The 16064-nt window shown below is 60.6% G+C and carries 22 protein-coding genes; 10 read left to right on the forward strand and 12 right to left on the reverse strand.

Features of this window, described 5'->3' with window-relative positions; translation table 11 throughout:
* Positions 1 to 56 precede the first annotated feature (56 nt).
* A complete protein-coding gene (locus tag HX818_RS18785) occupies positions 57 to 395 on the reverse strand; it encodes a DUF3565 domain-containing protein (RefSeq protein WP_003208456.1) in 339 nt (112 codons plus the stop codon).
* Between HX818_RS18785 and HX818_RS18790 the strand changes: the two genes are divergently transcribed.
* From HX818_RS18790 to HX818_RS18800, 3 genes are all read left to right on the forward strand, one after another.
* Complete coding sequence (locus HX818_RS18790) at positions 364 to 849, forward strand: peptidylprolyl isomerase (protein ID WP_003208457.1); 486 nt, start codon at positions 364 to 366, stop codon at positions 847 to 849. The two genes, HX818_RS18785 and HX818_RS18790, sit on opposite strands and share 32 nt — an antisense overlap.
* 135 nt (positions 850 to 984) lie before the next feature.
* The gene (locus tag HX818_RS18795) at positions 985 to 1467 is read left to right on the forward strand and encodes a glutathione peroxidase (protein WP_003208462.1); all 483 of its coding nucleotides are present in this window, start codon (positions 985 to 987) and stop codon (positions 1465 to 1467) included.
* A 231-nt stretch (positions 1468 to 1698) separates the two neighbouring features.
* Complete coding sequence (locus HX818_RS18800; protein WP_177020543.1) at positions 1699 to 2802, forward strand: NADH:flavin oxidoreductase; 1104 nt, start codon at positions 1699 to 1701, stop codon at positions 2800 to 2802.
* Here the strand turns inward: HX818_RS18800 and HX818_RS18805 are convergent.
* Positions 2771 to 3973: a glycosyltransferase family 1 protein gene (locus HX818_RS18805; protein WP_008432296.1), complete on the reverse strand. Its 1203-nt coding sequence runs from the start codon at positions 3971 to 3973 to the stop codon at positions 2771 to 2773. The genes HX818_RS18800 and HX818_RS18805 overlap by 32 nt on opposite strands.
* Positions 3974 to 4037: 64 nt before the next feature.
* The gene (cysZ, locus tag HX818_RS18810; RefSeq protein ID WP_003208468.1) at positions 4038 to 4793 is read right to left on the reverse strand and encodes a sulfate transporter CysZ; all 756 of its coding nucleotides are present in this window, start codon (positions 4791 to 4793) and stop codon (positions 4038 to 4040) included.
* Between the two features lie 292 nt (positions 4794 to 5085).
* On the opposite strand from cysZ, the gene trxB reads away from it, so the two are divergent.
* Complete coding sequence (gene trxB / locus HX818_RS18815) at positions 5086 to 6048, forward strand: thioredoxin-disulfide reductase (RefSeq protein ID WP_003208470.1); 963 nt, start codon at positions 5086 to 5088, stop codon at positions 6046 to 6048.
* A gap of 182 nt (positions 6049 to 6230) precedes the next feature.
* Here trxB and HX818_RS18820 read toward each other — a convergent pair whose 3' ends face one another.
* The 6 genes from HX818_RS18820 to HX818_RS18845 are packed head-to-tail and all read right to left on the reverse strand — an operon-like array spanning position 6231 to position 9168.
* Entirely contained in the window at positions 6231 to 6572 is a 342-nt protein-coding gene (locus HX818_RS18820) for a HopJ type III effector protein (RefSeq protein ID WP_008432300.1), read from the reverse strand.
* Complete coding sequence (locus HX818_RS18825) at positions 6565 to 6861, reverse strand: DUF1244 domain-containing protein (RefSeq protein WP_008432302.1); 297 nt, start codon at positions 6859 to 6861, stop codon at positions 6565 to 6567. The genes HX818_RS18820 and HX818_RS18825 overlap by 8 nt, the downstream gene beginning before the upstream one ends.
* A gap of 23 nt (positions 6862 to 6884) precedes the next feature.
* Positions 6885 to 7256, reverse strand: a complete 372-nt coding sequence (folX, locus tag HX818_RS18830) for a dihydroneopterin triphosphate 2'-epimerase (RefSeq protein WP_003208474.1) — start codon at positions 7254 to 7256, stop codon at positions 6885 to 6887.
* A gap of 2 nt (positions 7257 to 7258) precedes the next feature.
* Positions 7259 to 7819, reverse strand: a complete 561-nt coding sequence (gene folE / locus HX818_RS18835) for a GTP cyclohydrolase I FolE (protein ID WP_010176988.1) — start codon at positions 7817 to 7819, stop codon at positions 7259 to 7261.
* Between the two features lie 20 nt (positions 7820 to 7839).
* On the reverse strand, positions 7840 to 8550 hold the full coding sequence (gene folM / locus HX818_RS18840; protein WP_008432306.1) for a dihydromonapterin reductase: 711 nt from the start codon (positions 8548 to 8550) through the stop codon (positions 7840 to 7842).
* A gap of 57 nt (positions 8551 to 8607) precedes the next feature.
* The gene (locus HX818_RS18845) at positions 8608 to 9168 is read right to left on the reverse strand and encodes an antibiotic biosynthesis monooxygenase (RefSeq protein WP_008432309.1); all 561 of its coding nucleotides are present in this window, start codon (positions 9166 to 9168) and stop codon (positions 8608 to 8610) included.
* Between the two features lie 215 nt (positions 9169 to 9383).
* Here HX818_RS18845 and HX818_RS18850 point away from each other — a divergent pair, with 215 nt between their 5' ends.
* Entirely contained in the window at positions 9384 to 10340 is a 957-nt protein-coding gene (locus tag HX818_RS18850; protein ID WP_043225723.1) for a MerR family transcriptional regulator, read from the forward strand.
* 2 nt (positions 10341 to 10342) lie between these two features.
* On the opposite strand, the gene HX818_RS18855 is transcribed toward HX818_RS18850, so the two are convergent.
* Together HX818_RS18855 and HX818_RS18860 are read right to left on the reverse strand one after the other, a co-directional pair.
* The gene (locus HX818_RS18855; RefSeq protein ID WP_003208483.1) at positions 10343 to 10948 is read right to left on the reverse strand and encodes a hypothetical protein; all 606 of its coding nucleotides are present in this window, start codon (positions 10946 to 10948) and stop codon (positions 10343 to 10345) included.
* A gap of 58 nt (positions 10949 to 11006) precedes the next feature.
* Positions 11007 to 11474 carry a PAS domain-containing protein gene (locus tag HX818_RS18860; protein ID WP_003208484.1) on the reverse strand — a complete coding sequence of 156 codons (468 nt, stop codon included), beginning with the start codon at positions 11472 to 11474 and terminating at the stop codon, positions 11007 to 11009.
* Positions 11475 to 11587: 113 nt separating this feature from the next.
* Here HX818_RS18860 and HX818_RS18865 point away from each other — a divergent pair, with 113 nt between their 5' ends.
* A complete protein-coding gene (locus HX818_RS18865) occupies positions 11588 to 12043 on the forward strand; it encodes a flavodoxin (protein WP_003208486.1) in 456 nt (151 codons plus the stop codon).
* Here HX818_RS18865 and HX818_RS18870 read toward each other — a convergent pair.
* On the reverse strand, positions 12024 to 12920 hold the full coding sequence (locus HX818_RS18870) for a LysR family transcriptional regulator (protein ID WP_003208487.1): 897 nt from the start codon (positions 12918 to 12920) through the stop codon (positions 12024 to 12026). The genes HX818_RS18865 and HX818_RS18870 overlap by 20 nt on opposite strands.
* 99 nt (positions 12921 to 13019) lie before the next feature.
* On the opposite strand from HX818_RS18870, the gene HX818_RS18875 reads away from it, so the two are divergent.
* The 4 genes from HX818_RS18875 to HX818_RS18890 all read left to right on the forward strand — a co-directional run bounded on the left by HX818_RS18875 (position 13020) and on the right by HX818_RS18890 (position 15916).
* Positions 13020 to 13406, forward strand: a complete 387-nt coding sequence (locus HX818_RS18875; protein WP_087693754.1) for a CidA/LrgA family protein — start codon at positions 13020 to 13022, stop codon at positions 13404 to 13406.
* Positions 13396 to 14082: an LrgB family protein gene (locus HX818_RS18880; protein WP_003208490.1), complete on the forward strand. Its 687-nt coding sequence runs from the start codon at positions 13396 to 13398 to the stop codon at positions 14080 to 14082. Before HX818_RS18875 ends, HX818_RS18880 begins: the two co-directional genes overlap by 11 nt.
* Before the next feature lie 149 nt (positions 14083 to 14231).
* Entirely contained in the window at positions 14232 to 15014 is a 783-nt protein-coding gene (locus tag HX818_RS18885) for a class II aldolase/adducin family protein (RefSeq protein ID WP_003208491.1), read from the forward strand.
* A complete protein-coding gene (locus tag HX818_RS18890; RefSeq protein WP_102368142.1) occupies positions 15014 to 15916 on the forward strand; it encodes an alpha/beta fold hydrolase in 903 nt (300 codons plus the stop codon). Before HX818_RS18885 ends, HX818_RS18890 begins: the two co-directional genes overlap by 1 nt.
* The last annotated feature ends 148 nt before the right edge of the window (positions 15917 to 16064 follow it).

A 16064-nucleotide genomic window follows, 5' to 3' on the forward strand; every position in this document is an offset into this window, starting at 1 on the left:
ATTCTCTGGAGGTGCATGGCTTCGGTGGCGGCCTATGGCTGGCTGCCTACCGGGAATCAGGTGCCAAGGTTATCTTTATCTGAGCCTTGCGCACACCAGCCGCACGTAAAGGGCTTGTCTATTTTTTCAAGGCGTTGCGCCGGGTCCGTGACCCAGGCCCGGGATTGCCAGGGTGGCTGGTGGCGCAGGTGCTGGGTGTGGCCGCAGGAAAGCTCGACGACCCAGTGCCGGTCTTCGTCCTGGTGAAATCCGACGACCGTCGGGTCAGTTGTTCGACCCCGTCCGTCCGGGTTGTGTTCGCTTTCGGGCAAATCCTTGTTTAGACTTGTCCGTTCTTCATTCTTCTGCAAAAGGTCTCGCCCCATGCCGATCGCCGCCAATAAGGCTGTCTCCATTGACTATACCCTGACCAACGACGCTGGTGAGGTCATCGACAGTTCTGCCGGCGGCGCGCCGCTGGTCTACCTGCAAGGTGCAGGTAACATCATCCCGGGCCTGGAAAAGGCCCTGGAAGGCAAAGAGGTCGGTGACGAACTGACCGTTGCCGTAGAACCTGAAGATGCCTACGGCGAATACGCTGCCGAACTGGTCAGCACCCTGAGCCGCAGCATGTTCGAAGGTGTCGACGAGCTGGAAGTGGGCATGCAGTTCCACGCTTCCGCTCCGGACGGCCAGATGCAAATCGTCACCATCCGTGACCTGGACGGCGACGACGTGACCGTCGACGGCAACCACCCGCTGGCTGGCCAGCGCCTGAACTTCCAGGTGAAGATCGTCGCTATCCGTGACGCTTCCCAGGAAGAAGTGGCCCACGGCCACGTGCACGGCGAAGGTGGTCACCACCATTAATTGACTGAGCGACGCTCTGTCAGTTGGAAAAAGGCGCCTTCGGGCGCCTTTTTCATTTGGCGGCTATTCTTGCCGACTTGGCGGCTGTAATCTCGAATGGCCGTTACGAAGAACATGGGATATCTGGAGTTCGTCATGAGTGCTTTCCACGACCTTAAACTCAAAGCCCTGGATGGTCAGGAGCTGCCTCTGGCGCCCTTCAAGGGGCAAGTCGTGCTGGTGGTCAACGTCGCCTCCAAATGTGGGTTGACCCCACAGTACGCCGCGCTGGAAAACCTCTATCAGCAATACAAAGACCAGGGTTTCACCGTGCTAGGGCTGCCGTGCAATCAATTTGCCGGGCAGGAACCGGGTACTGAAGAAGAAATCCAGGAATTCTGCAGCCTCAACTACGGCGTGACCTTTCCCCTGGGCAGCAAGCTTGAGGTGAATGGCCACGATCGCCACCAGCTGTATCGATTGCTGGCGGGCGAGGGCGCCGAATTTCCCGGGGACATCACCTGGAACTTCGAGAAGTTCCTGTTGGGCAAGGACGGCCGGGTGCTGGCGCGTTTCTCGCCGCGTACACCGCCGGATGACCCCTCCATTATTCAGGCGATCGAAAAAGCATTGAGCTGATACTTTCAGCATTATCGAGTGAGTTTCTGTGGCAAGGGAGCTTCCTGTGGCAGGGAGTGTCCTATGGCAAGGGAGCTTGCTGTGGCGAGGGAGCTTGCTCCCGCTGGGCTGCGAAGCAGCCCCATGCCCTCCCGCTTTTACCCCTTAATCACCCCAATCAATAGTGCTATCCAACACGCTGCACACTCCATATTATCCACATCATAAATTCCTTTCCGATGGAGTGCTCCCATGCCTGTCCAAGCCTTGTTCAAACCGTTCCAGCTCGGTGCACTGCAACTGCCGAGCCGCGTGGTCATGGCGCCGATGACCCGTTCCTTTTCTCCGGGTGGCGTGCCCAACTCCAAAGTGATCGAGTACTACCGCCGCCGCGCCGCCGCCGGTGTCGGCCTGATCATTACCGAAGGCACCGTGGTCGGCCACCCGGCTTCCAACGGCTACCCGAACGTCCCGCATTTCTATGGTGAAGCCGCCCTGGCCGGCTGGAAGAAAGTAGTCCACGCGGTACATGCCGAAGGCGGCAAGATCGTTCCGCAACTGTGGCATGTGGGCAGCGTTCGGCGCATCGGCACCGAGCCGGATGCCAGCGTCCCGGCTTACGGCCCCACCGAAAAACTCAAGGACGGCAACGTCGTCGTCCACGGCATGACCGTGCAAGACATCAAGGACGTGATCGCCGCGTTCGCCCAGGCTGCCAAGGATGCCCAGAGCATCGGCATGGACGGCGTTGAAATCCACGGCGCCCATGGCTACCTGGTGGACCAGTTCTTCTGGGAAGGCACCAACCAGCGCACCGACGAATACGGCGGCAGCCTGGCCAACCGTTCGCGTTTCGCCATCGAATTGATCCAGGCCGTCCGCGCCGCCGTTGGGCCGGACTTCCCGATCATCCTGCGTTTCTCCCAGTGGAAGCAGCAGGACTACACCGCGCGCCTGGTGCAAACCCCGGAAGCCTTGGGTGAATTCCTCAAGCCGCTGTCTGACGCTGGCGTGGATATTTTCCACTGCTCCACCCGCCGTTTCTGGGAGCCGGAATTCGAAGGCTCCGAGCTGAACCTGGCCGGCTGGACCCGCAAGCTCACCGGCAAGCCGACCATCACCGTGGGCAGCGTCGGCCTGGACGGCGAGTTCCTGCAGTTCATGGTCAACACCGACAAAGTGGCGCAACCCGCCAGCCTGGAAAAACTGCTGGAGCGCCTGAACAACGACGAGTTCGACCTGGTCGCTGTGGGCCGTGCGCTGCTGGTGGATCCGGATTGGGCACTGAAGGTTCGCGAAGGCCGTGAAGGCGACATCCTGCCGTTCAGTCGTGAGGCGTTGACGACGTTGGTGTAAGGGGCGACAGGGCGGGCACCGGTTGCTCGTCCTCGCACACCCCGCGTAATTGGCGCTCGAACTGCTCGATAATCGCCGGCCAACCCTGACGGCTGGCGTGTTGCCGGGCATTGAGCCGCACCCGGCGCAAGCTCTCGCGCTCTTCCAGCAGCCAATTGGCCGCATCGCAAAACGCTTCTTCATCCCCCGGCATCGCCAGCACGCCGCTGTAGCCATGGCGAATGTGCTGGGTTGCGGCCGCCTGGTCGTATGCCACCACGCCCAACCCTGAAGCCATGGCCTCCAGCACCACGTTGCCGAAGGTTTCGGTCAGGCTGGGAAACAGGAACACATCCCCGGACGCGTAATGCCGGGCCAGTTCTTCACCGCGCAAGGTGCCGCAGAAAATCGCCTCCGGCAGTTCCTTTTCCAGCATCGCCCGTTGCGGGCCATCGCCGACGATGATCAGTTTCATCTGGCGCAGTGGATACGTGTCCTGCAGCGTCTCGAAACAGCGCTTGAGTAACCCGAGGTTTTTTTCCTGGGCCAGGCGGCCGACATGCAGCACGGCAGTTTGCTCACTGGTCAGTGCCCAACTTTCACGCAACGCATTGTCGCGTTTGGCCGGGTGAAACAGCTGGCTGTCGACACCGCGCGCGAGCATGCCCAGGCGCTCGAAATGGCGCCGCTCCAGCTCCAGCCGCTGGCTGGCGCTGGGCACCAGGGTCAGGGTCGAGCGGTTATGGAACCAGCGCAGATAGTGGGTCAGCACCCGGCTCAGCATGCCCAGGCCGTACTGGTTGGAATACTGCTGGAAGTTGGTGTGGAAGCCACTCACCACGCTGATCCCCAGGCGCCGCGCCGCCCGCAACGCCGACAAACCCAGCGGCCCTTCCGTGGCGATATACAACACATCCGGGCGCTGGCGGGTCCAGCGCCGCAACAGCTTGTGCATCGACGACTGGCCCCATTGCAGCCCCGGGTAGCCCGGCAGCGGCCAGCCGCGACAGAGCATCAGGCCGTCGTCGCTGGGCCGGCTCTGGTCGCTGCCCTGGCGCGGGCGAACCAGTTCGACTTGATGCCCGCGCGCGCGCAAACCGTCACACAGGCGGCCAAGGGTATTGGCCACCCCGTTGATCTCTGGCGGGAAGGTTTCGGTGATCAGGGTGATGTGGAGCGAAGCTGTCGTCATGACCCACAGTGTCGGCGTGGGCCATGTCGTCATTGTGTCTTTTGGATGATGGATTTGTGACGGCTCAGGCCTTTTTAATGGCCATGGCCTCGGCGCCCTGCTCACGCACCCAGAACAACGTCGCCCCGGCCACCGCCGCCGGCATCATCAGCAGGTTGACCACTGGCACCAGCAGCACCAGGTAGACGATGCCGCCAAAACTCATGCTCTGCCAGCGCTTCTGGCGCAGCCAAGCGAGCATTTCGTTCCAGCCCAGCTTGTGGTTGTCGGCCGGGTAGTCGATGTACTGGATCGCCATCATCCACACACCAAACAGCAGCCACAGCGGTGCTGCCACCAGATTGACCACCGGGATGAACGACAGGATAAACAGGCCGATGGCCCGGGGCAGGAAGTAACCCAGTTTGCGCATTTCCCGGGCCAGGGTGCGCGGGACCATGGCCGCCAGTTCGCCCCAGCTGAACGCCGGGAAATCATCGGTGCCGCGCACCACCACTTCGACCTTTTCCGACAGAAAGCCGTTGAACGGCGCGGCAATGATGTTGGCAAGCATGGTGAAGGTGAAAAACACCATCAGCACCACCAGCACCACGAACAAAGGCCACAACAGGTAATTGAGGAAGCTCAGCCAGCTCGGCAGGGTCGGCATGAGTGTGTCGACCCACAGGCTGAACTGATGGCCGGCGAAGTAGATCAATCCGACGAACAGGATCAGGTTGATTGCCAGCGGCAGCAGCACAAACAGCCGCAGGCCGGGGCTGAGTACCAGTTTGAGACCTTCGCGCAGGTACTGTGGGCCTGAAAGAACGGGGGCGGGCATGGATGACTCCGGGCAATGGGGGCGAACGCGCCGACCTTACCGGCTTTGGGAGTACCGGGAAAGCACGGCCCGCATCGCGACATTAACGGTAACAAAGGTGTCGATTAATAGAGGGCATGGGATAGAGACCACCTATGAGCTGGATTGTTAATCCGTATTTCCTTAATCTTGCCTCCCTCTATACGCTGCACCCATTATTTTCAGGATCTGCGAGTTCAAGCCTTCCCCAAGTGCTTCGCGGTCCTTTTTATTCCAGCCGTTCTGTAGTCCGGGCGGTCGATAGGAGTGAGTCATGTCTGATACCCGTCATTCGCGAGTGATTATTCTCGGTTCCGGCCCTGCCGGTTACAGCGCTGCCGTCTACGCTGCCCGGGCCAACCTCAAGCCGTTGCTGATCACCGGCATGCAAGCGGGCGGTCAGTTGACCACCACCACTGAAGTCGACAACTGGCCGGGCGACGTCCACGGCCTGACCGGCCCGGTGCTGATGGAGCGCATGAAGGAGCACGCGGAGCGTTTCGAAACCGAGATCGTGTTTGATCACATCAACAAGGTCGACTTCTCCAAGAAGCCTTACAGCCTGACCGGCGACAGCGGCGTGTACACCTGTGACGCGCTGATCATCGCCACCGGCGCCAGCGCTCGTTACCTGGGCCTGCCGTCGGAAGAAGCGTTCATGGGCAAGGGCGTTTCCGCCTGCGCAACCTGCGACGGTTTCTTCTACCGCAACAAGCCAGTGGCTGTGGTCGGTGGCGGCAACACCGCGGTGGAAGAAGCGCTGTACCTGGCCAACATCGCCAGCACCGTGACCCTGGTTCACCGCCGCGAGACCTTCCGCGCCGAGAAGATCCTGATCGACAAGCTGCATGCCCGCGTGGCCGAAGGCAAGATCATCCTCAAGCTCAACGCCACCCTGGATGAAGTCCTGGGCGACAACATGGGCGTGACCGGTGCTCGCCTGAAGAACAACGACGGCAGCTTCGACGAGCTGAAAGTCGACGGCGTGTTCATCGCCATCGGCCACACTCCGAACACCTCGTTGTTCGAAGGCGTGCTGGATGCCAAAGACGGTTACCTGATCGTGCAGGGCGGCCGTGAAGGCAATGCGACAGCCACCAATATCGAAGGTATCTTCGCTGCCGGTGACGTGGCCGACCACGTGTACCGCCAGGCGATCACCTCCGCCGGCGCCGGCTGCATGGCGGCCCTGGATGCCGAGCGTTACCTCGACGGTTTGAAGGACGCTTCGTTCTAAACCGTAGAAACAAAAAAACCGGCTGCGAGGCCGGTTTTTTTATGCACGGGATTTGATGATCACCGCAGTCCAAATGTGGGAGCGGGCTTGCTCGCGAAAGCGGTGTGTCAGTCACCCGATGTATTGACTGACACTCTGCTTTCGCGAGCAAGCCCGCTCCCACATTTTGATCTATGTCTGACTCAGGATTTGCGGGTCAGTGGCTGTGCGGCAAACTTCACACCCGCCAACCCATGCTCGATCAGCGCACGAATGTTGCCATGGTCACTGCCTTCAGGCGTGGCCAGCACCGAACGGTAATGCTCGCCAAACGCCAACAGCGCTTCCTGGTCGCTCAAGCCTTCCAGCAGCGCCAGGCCCAGGGTCTTGCACGAACCTTCGTTCTGCCCGGCGGCGTTTTCCACGCTGCCATTGGTGAACGCTTGTGGCTGGTAGTCGTAACCGGCAGCCACAAAGGCCAGGGTATCGGCAAAAACATGTTCGCCACTGTTGAGGCTGGCGCGCAGAGTGTTCAGGTCAGTCATGAGTTTTTCCTTTGGCGAATGCCGCTTGCTGTTCGGCACTGGCTTCTTGCTGATATTGGGCTTTCCACTCGGCGTACGGCATGCCGTACACCACTTCACGGGCGTCATCGAGGCTCAGCTCGATCTGGCGCTCGTCGGCCTCGGCCTTGTACCACTTGGACAAGCAGTTGCGGCAGAAGCCCGAGAGGTTCATCAGGTCGATGTTCTGCACATCCTTGCGGCTGTCCAGGTGGGCCACCAGCCGGCGGAAGGCGGCGGCTTCGAGTTCGAGGCGTTGTTGATCGTTCATGATGCTCACTGCAAAGGTAAGGGTTAGCGACTGGCCGCCAGGGTGATCGACACCGATTCGGCAAAACGCAACGCATGGGGTTTGTCGACTTCGACTTCGGCGTACAGCACCGATGTATTGCTCATCACCAGGTCGAGGATCTCCTGGGTCAGGCGCTCCAGCAGGGCAAAGCGGTTGCCTTCCACATGGGCGATGATCGCCTTGGTGATGGTGCGGTAGTTCAGCGCGTGGTCGATGTCGTTGTCGCGCACGGCTTCCTGGGCGGCATACAGGATGGTCAGGTTGATCAACACATCCTGCTTGTTGAGGATTTCATCCTCGTTGATCCCGATAAACGTGCGCAGGCACAGGTCCTTGACCCGGATGCGCGCCATGCCTGGCTGAAGTTGTGGCATTGCTACTTGCTCCGTCCAATCAGTTGCAGGAACTCCATGCGCGTGGTGTTCGACTCGCGGAAGGCGCCGAGCATCACCGAGGTGTTCATGGTTGAATTCTGTTTTTCGACACCGCGCATCATCATGCACATGTGCCTGGCTTCGATCACCACCGCCACGCCGGCGGCCTGGGTCACCGTCTGGATGGCGTCGGCGATTTCCCGCGTGAGGTTTTCCTGGATCTGCAGGCGCCGGGCGAACATGTCGACGATACGCGCCAGCTTCGACAGGCCGAGCACCTTGCCGGTCGGAATATAGGCCACATGAGCCTTGCCGATAAAGGGCAGCAGGTGATGCTCGCACAGCGAATACAGCTCGATGTCCTTGAGGATCACCATCTCGTCGTTGTCGGAGGCAAACAGCGCACCGTTGACGATTTCTTCCAGGTTCTGCTCGTAGCCGTGACACAGGTACTGCATGGCCTTGGCGGCACGCTTTGGCGTGTCGAGCAAACCCTCGCGCTCGGGGTCTTCACCCAGGCCCTTGAGGATCTCGCGGTAGTGGTGGGGCAGGGACAAAGTCATACAACATCCTCGCAAACGGCTTACTTGATATGCCGCCCGCCGTTGACGGTCAGGGTGGTACCGGTGACATACGGGTTATCCAGCAGGTAGCGCACGCTCTGGTAAATCACCTCGGGGCCGGGCTCGATGCCCAGTGCCGCCTTGGCCAGGACCTTGGCGCGGTAAGCCGCGTCGTCGCCCTCGTTGAACATCACCATTGCCGGGGCAATGCCGTTCACCTTGATATCCGGTGCAAGCTGCGCGGCAAACGACAAGGTCAGGCTGTCGAGCCCGGCCTTGGTGGCGCAGTAGGCAATGTGCTGGCGGCTGCCCTTGCGGGTCACGTCATCGCTGATGTGCACGATATCCGCAGGCGTGGAGCGTTGCAGCAGGTAAGCACAATGCAGGTTGATCAGGTACGGCGCAAGCATGTGCACGCTGAACATGTCGGTAAAGGCGCGGCTCTCGTCGCCGGGCGCTTCCGCTTCCCAGGCCGAGGCATTATGAATGATCGCCCGCAGGCTTTGGGTGTGCGTCTTCAGTTCGTCGATGAAGGCGAGAATACCGGTCTCATTGGAGAAGTCGGCAAACACACCGATCGCACCGCGTTCGCGCAAGGCTTGCACGCCGGGACGTTCGCTGCGGTAGCTGAAAATCACTGGCTGCCCTTCGTCCAGCAGGCGCTGGGCGCAATGCAGGCCGACGCGCTGGCCGGCACCGGTGATCAGGATCGGGGCGGGTGTTGAAGACATGGGAGGCTCGAATCGCTGGCAGGCTAAAACTATACCAGCGAGCGGCCTCCCTTGTACTCAAGCAGCGGCTTCGGTGGCCTTTACCCGGGCTGGCGCCGGATGCAGCCAGCCGGCCAGCAGGTGGGTCGACAACGGGATAAAGAAGTAAACCATCAATGGCGTGAGCGCGAGGGTGCTGACCAGCACACGGCTCAACAACCCCAACTCGCTGAGCAGCGGCTCAAGGCCGAAGTTGAACAGCAGCGACACCGGGAAAAATGCCAGCCAGATGGCCACGGCCTGCTTCCAGCGCGGCGGACGTGCGGCGGCGGCGCCAAACCAGCCGTCGATACCGCGTACGCGATGCTCCGACGGCGCAGCAAACAGCTCACTGCCACGCCCGAGCCATGCACCACGGGAGGCGGAAAACTCCCACGCATGCAGGGTTTTTTCGTCGGCGAAGCGGAAAATAATCTGGAACTCGTCATCGTTGGGCGGCGGTGCAAGCACGCCTGAACCCAGGTAACCGGGGAAGTCCGTGGCCAATTGCTCGCCTTCGCGCAGCCAGGCCATCAACTCTTCATAGCGACCCTTGGCCACGCGGCGCGCAACCATCAGGGTGACGGGGGAGGTAGACATTGTGTATCTCCATAAGGATCAGGTGCACTGGGCCGGGTAGGCGGCGCACGAACGAAGCTGCGGGGTAAGCAGCCACGTTGAAAAAACAGGCAAGGATTATTCCTGTTTTGCAGAAATACACCAGCGACATTGGTCGGCTTGTCGAAGACCTTGAATCGGACAGCTGTATGGGCGTTAAATGGGATCCAAGTTCCTGACAGTATATTGATGCCCTGATGTCTGTAATGACTGCTCCACGTCCCGAAATGGCCCTTGGCAACCCTGCCGATTCCGATGAGCTGTTTCCGATTCGCGAAGTCGCGAGATTGACAGGCATCAACCCTGTCACCTTGCGTGCGTGGGAACGGCGTTACGGGCTGATCCACCCGGTTCGCACCGAAAGTGGGCACCGCCTGTATTCGCGCACCGATATCGAGACCGTTCATCGCATTCTTGACTGGATCGAGCGTGGCGTGGCCGTGAGCAAGGTCGGCAAGATCCTCGCGCGCGACGATCATCAAGTCGAAGCGGCGGCTGCTTCGCCGGCAGGTGCAGAGCATGAATGGGCCCAATGGCAGGCGCAGTTGCGAACGGCCGTCGGTGCCTTCGACGACCGGCAACTGGACCGGTTGTATGGCCAGATTTTCGCTGCCTACCCGGTCGCGGTGGTGTTCCAGGACATCCTGATGCCCCTCTGGCAGCAACTGTTGCGACATCAGGGGTTGTTTGGACAAACCAGTGAATGGCTGTTTTTTGACGGATTTCTGCGCAGCCGAACCTGGAAACGCCTGCAGATAGGCTGTGCCTCAGCGGCGCCACGGGTATTGCTGGCGGCCATTGCGGGGGAGTGCCGAGAGCTGGAGTTGTTGGTCGCAGGCCTGTTGATGAGCGGTGACGAGTTGGCGGTCAAGGTTCTGGCTGTGGGCCAGCCGATGGATGAATTGACCCTTGTCTGTGAAAAAACCAGGCCACAAGCCCTTGTGGTGTTCTCCAATCACTCGCCGGCCAATGGCTTGCCTCGGCGCCTTGAACGGCTGGCCCTGACCCTGGATTGCCCGCTGTTGCTGGCCGGCGATGCGGCGGAGTTGGCGCAGGAACAACTGGCGGGTTCATCCGTCGGCTGCCTGGGTAACGAAGGGCGATTGATGCAGCGCCGCTTGCAGCAGTTTCTGCGCGGTAACCTGGATACCTGACGTCAGGCGTGGACTTCGGGGTGAAACAGGCGATGTTGCTGCAGGATAAACTGGCGCAGGCGCTCGGTCTCATCCACATCGTTCTGGCTCAGGCGGTAGGCGAACAATCCTCGGGCAGTTTCCCGTTCCAGCGTGCCCCGCACCGAAATGCGCTCGTACCCGGACGGACTGAACCACAGCGAAAAGGTTCTTGGCGCCTTGATCCGCCCGCGAATTTCCACCAGCAATCCCTTGAATGACACCTCATGCACCCACAGCGCACCGGGCTGGCCCTTGATGTTTTCCAGGGGTACCGGCTCTTCGAGCGCCAGGCGCCACGGGCGGATCATCGGCCCGTCTTCGAAAATACTCGGTACACCCAGCCGCAGATGCACGGCATGAAACTCGTCTTCCACCAATTGCAGCGGAAACGTCATTTGCTGGTTGTCGAATTGGGCCTGGAGGGTGACATGGTCATGGGCGGCCAGGCGGGTGAGCAGATCACGAATCTGCGCACCGCCATTGACCGTCAGGCTCGACGACGCGTCCCGCACATTGAGTTGCGGGTTATGGTGCATGGTCTGAATAAAATCCAGCTCGTCCTGCGTCAAAAGCGCGTCGCGTTGCATTGATCTTGCTCAAGAAAAAGGTATTAAAACGCCATTATCTCTTTAAAGACCGCGTTTTCTAGTTTTTGTTAGATCCGCTCGTCGCCTTGAGTGCCGCAAGCTCCGCCTTGAGGTCAGCCAACTGGGCTTCCAGTTGCGCGACACGCTGCTGGGCCTTGACCTGAACGGTCACATCCTTCTGCACACCGACAAAGTAGGTCTGCTTGTCGGCCGGGTTGTAAACCGTCGATAACGACAGCTCGTTCCAGAAATGCGTGCCGTCCTTGCGGTAATTGCGCAGGATTTCCCGGCAGGCGCCGCCACTCTCCAGGGCTTCGCGAATCGCCATCAGCCCCGGCTGGTCACGATCGCCCGATTGCAGGAAGCGGCAGTCCTGATAGAGGATTTCGTCGAGGGTGTAGCCAGTCATGCGCTCGAAGGCCGGGTTCACATAAATCAGTGGCTTGTCCTTGCCTTCGCGCTCGGCGATAACGATGCCGTCGTTGGAAGCGTTGATCACCAGTTGCATCAGCTTGGCGTTAATCATTGAGCGGTCCATGGCTTGTAGTTGGAGTTTGCAGTTTAAGACATGCCGGCAGCCTGTCCATGGGCCCCAGCTGTTAATATCCCAGGCTTTTAGTCAGCTACAGGATCAGATTGATGAAAGTCGCCATCCTTTCCGGCTCGGTGTACGGCACGGCTGAAGAAGTCGCCCGTCATGCTGCAAGCATCCTCAACGCTGCCGGCTTCGACGCCTGGCACAACCCGCGGGCAACCCTCGCCGACGTACAGGGCTTTGCTCCGGAAGCCTTCCTGGCCGTGACGTCCACCACTGGCATGGGCGAACTGCCCGACAACCTGCAGCCGCTTTACTCGACCATTCGCGACCAACTGCCGGCCGCCTGGCGAGGCTTGCCCGGCGCGGTGATCGGCCTGGGCGACGCCAGCTATGGCGACACGTTCTGCGGTGGCGGCGAGCAAATGCGCGAGCTGTTTGCCGAGTTGGGCGTGCACGAAGTGCTGCCGATGCTGCGCCTGGACGCCAGCGAAAGCGTGACCCCGGAAGCCGACGCCGAGCCGTGGCTGGCCGAGTTGGTCACTGCACTGCGCGGTTGACCGGGAACTCGCGCAATAACGCCAGCCAGGCCTGGGCGGCTTTCGACAGGTAGGCACCCTCACGCCAGATAAAGGCAATGTCCCAGCGCAGGTAGTCCGGCGCCTTGAGCGTCAGGCGCACCACGCCGGGCCTTATCAGGCCCCGGGCTACTACGCTGGGCAGCAGCACCACGCCTTGGCCGGCGGCCACCAATGCGGCGAGAAAATCCGCCTGGCCACTGCGCCCGCTTTCCTTCGGGGTGAAGCCCAATTGCTGACAGGCCTGTAGCAGGCGGTCGTTCAACACAAAACTGCGCTGATACATCAGGAACGGCGTGTCAGCCAACTCCTCCAGGCGGATCTGCGCGTTATCGGCCAATGGATGGTCCATCGGCAGCAGGGCATCCAGCGGTTCATCGCAGAATGCCTGCCAGGCGAATGCCGGGTCGCTGGGCATCAGGCTGCCGCCCACTTCCAGCTCTCCGCTCAAGATCGCCTGCTCGATATTGCGGCTGCCGCCTTCCAGCAACTGGATGGTGACGTTCGGATAACGCCGGCGGTATTCGGCAAACAGCCCGGCGAACAACGTGTCGCCGCCCAACTGCGGCAGGCCCATGCGCAACTCGCCACGGGTCAACTGATTCAAGTCATCCAGCTCACTGAGCAATTCGGTTTGCTGGCGCAGCATGGCCTCCGCCCGCTGCAGCACCACTTGTCCGGCAGCCGTCAGGCGAATCTGCGAACCCAGGCGATCCAGCAGCGGCGTGCCCAGGCTTTGCTCCAGTTGTGCCACCTGCTTGCTGACGGCGGATTGGCTGATGTGCAGGGTTTTGCCGGCCTGGGTAAAGCCGCCGCGGTGTATCACTTCGACAAAACTGCGCAGTTGTTTAAATTCCATCGACATGATTCCAGTTTGGAATAGCTTGCAGTCTAACAATTCGCTGTGGGGATGCCAGGGGCCTCTTTAAAATGGGAGTCCTGCGAGGACCCAAAGCTCATGAAACGTTTCACCTTCAAAGTCGTCGGTCGGTTGTTGACTGAACTGATTGTGCTGCTGGCCATATATTTTCTGGGCTGCCAATTGGCCGCCTGGCTGAGCTGGCCTATTCCCGGTGGTGTGGTCGGCCTGGGCCTGTTGTTGCTGACCTTCGCCACCGGCCTGGTAAAACCGGCGGCTCTGCAACTGGGCGCCGGTGTACTGATGGCCGAGATGCTGCTGTTCTTTATTCCTGCCTTGATGAGCCTTTTGGACTACGGTGGCCTGGTAAAGCACGACGGCTGGCGGATCATGTTGGTGATCGGCTTCAGCACCTTGTCGGTGATGCTGGTGACTGCGTTTACCGTGGAATTCGTCTGCCGCTGGAAGCTGCGCCATGAAGCTTGAGCTGATGCCGATGTTCTGGCTGGCGCTGACCCTCGGTGCCTACGGCTTCAGCCGGTGGATCTACCGGCGCACCGGGCGCTACCTACTGTCGCCGCTGATCCTGGTGCCGGCGCTGCTGCTGGCGGTGGCCGTGCCGATGAAAACCGCCTATGCCGAATACGCCACCGACACCCACTGGCTGATGCTGGTGCTGGGCCCGGTGACCGTGGCGTTCGCGATTCCGATCTGGCAACAGCGCCAATTGCTGGTGCGCCACTGGTCAGCGTTATTGCTGGGGATGGTCGCGGGCAGCGCGGCGTCCATCGCCACTTCGTATGGCCTGGCCAAGGCCCTCGCTCTCGACAGCTCGGTGACGATGTCGTTGGTGCCCCGTTCGATCACCACCCCGTTCGCGATGCCGGTGTCTTCCGACCTGGGCGGCGTGCCGGAACTGACGGCGGTGTTCGTGATGTTCACCGGGGTGTTTGGCGCCATGCTCGGCGGCGTACTGCTCAAGTGGTTGCCGTTGCGCACGCCATTGGCCCGTGGCGCATTGTTTGGCGTGGGCGCTCATGGCGCGGGTGTCAGCCGGGCTCATGAGGTGGGCGGTGAGGAAGGCTCCGTGGCGGGCCTGGTAATGGTGCTGACCGGCTTGCTCAACCTGTTCGCCGCACCTTTATTGGCGTCTCTTCTCTGACACGCGCAGAACAAAATCGAACTATCCTCAGGACTGACCCGTTCGGTCATCAAGCTGGCTGCCAATGCAACTACGGCGGCCTCGAGGTCTGACTAGACTGCCTCTTCACTCAAAAAAACAATAATAAGCGCGCCAAGGAGGTCATTGCCGTGAGCCTAGCCACTGTTCAATCGACACACAGCGTAAAAGACCAGGTCAGCGCGGCCGAATGGCAGGCCCGCGTAGACCTCGCCGCGTGCTATCGCCTGGTGGCGATGCATGGTTGGGACGACCTGATTTTCACCCACATCTCGGCCAAGGTGCCGGGCACCGAAGACTTCCTGATCAACCCTTATGGGCTGATGTTCCACGAGATCACCGCGTCGAGCCTGGTGAAGGTCGATCAGGCCGGCAACAAGCTGATGGACAGTCCCTACGAGGTCAACCCTGCCGGGTACACCATTCACAGTGCGGTGCACGAAGTGCGGCACGATGTGGTCTGCGTGCTGCACACCCACACCGCTTCCGGCATTGCCGTCTCCGCGCAGAAGCAGGGCGTGCTGCCCATCAGCCAGCAATCGTTGTTCGTGCTGTCCAGCCTGGCCTATCACGCCTACGAAGGTGTCGCGCTGAACCACGAGGAAAAGGCCCGCTTGCAGGCCGACCTTGGCGAAAACAATTTCCTGATGCTGCACAACCACGGTTTGCTGACTTGTGGTGGGAGCATCGCCGATACGTTCCTGATGATGTTCATCTTCCAGCGCACCTGCGATATCCAGGTGATGGCGCAGAACGGTGGCGCTGAACTGATCAGCATTGCGCCGCAGATATTGGCCGGTGCCCGGGCGATGATCGCTGGGGTCACCAAAAGCGCTCAGGGCATGGGCGGCGCGCTGGCGTGGCCGGCGTTGCTGCGCAAACTCGATGCACTCGACCCCGGGTATAAAAGCTGATGCCACTCGCCGAGATCCCGCTGCGCATCTGGCGCCAGCGTGCCCAGAGCTTTGAGTTTCGCGGCCGCACCATTCGGTACTGGGTGGCGGGGCAGGGCGAGCCGTTGCTGCTGATCCATGGTTTTCCCACGGCCAGTTGGGATTGGCATTACCTCTGGCAGCCGTTGGCCCAGCGCTATCAAGTGATTGCCTGCGACATGCTGGGGTTTGGCGATTCGGCCAAGCCGCTGGACCACACCTATTGCCTGCTGGAGCAGGCGGACTTGCAACAGGCGTTGCTGGAGCATCTTTGGGTGCAGCAGCCGGTGCATGTGCTGGCCCATGATTACGGTGACAGTGTTGCGCAGGAGTTGTTGGCGCGGCATTACGAAGGCCGGTTTCGGATGGGCAGTTGTGTGTTTCTCAACGGTGGGTTGTTTCCGGAGACGCATCGTCCGGCGTTGGTGCAGAAGCTGTTGCTGAGCCCATTGGGTTGGATGATCGGGCGGGCGTTTGGGCGTAATGCCCTTGCTAACAGTTTTGGGCAGATTTTCGGGCCGGCGACTCGGCCCAGTGAGAGTGCGCTGGATGATTTCTGGAGCTTGATCGAGAGCCAGGATGGGCCGCGGATTTTGCACAAGTTGATTGCGTATATTCCTCAGCGTCGGCGGCAGCGGGATCGATGGGTGGCGGCTATGCAGCGGGGGGAGGTGCCGTTGCGGGTGATCGATGGGGAGGTTGATCCGATTTCCGGGGGGCATATGGTTCAGCGTTATCGTGAGCTGGTGCCGCACGCGGATACGGTGTTGCTGGCGAATATTGGGCACTACCCGCAGATTGAGGCGCCGGTGCAGGTGTTGAAGCATTATTTGGCGTTTCGGGAGGGGCTTGGGGTTGGGGCTGCTCGGGTGGCTTATTCTTGATTGGGGTTGAGTACATATCCGTTATTTAGGTAACGGCGGCTTATGGTTCCGCTCTTACAGCGGGTCACTTTTGAAAAGCGCAAAAGTAACCAAAACGCTCTGCCCCGCCTGTCGGCGCCTCGCTTCGGCTCGGCGTTCCCTCACTCCG

Source organism: Pseudomonas sp. F9001, assembly GCF_013385435.1.
In the GTDB taxonomy this organism is placed as follows: Bacteria; Pseudomonadota; Gammaproteobacteria; order Pseudomonadales; family Pseudomonadaceae; genus Aquipseudomonas.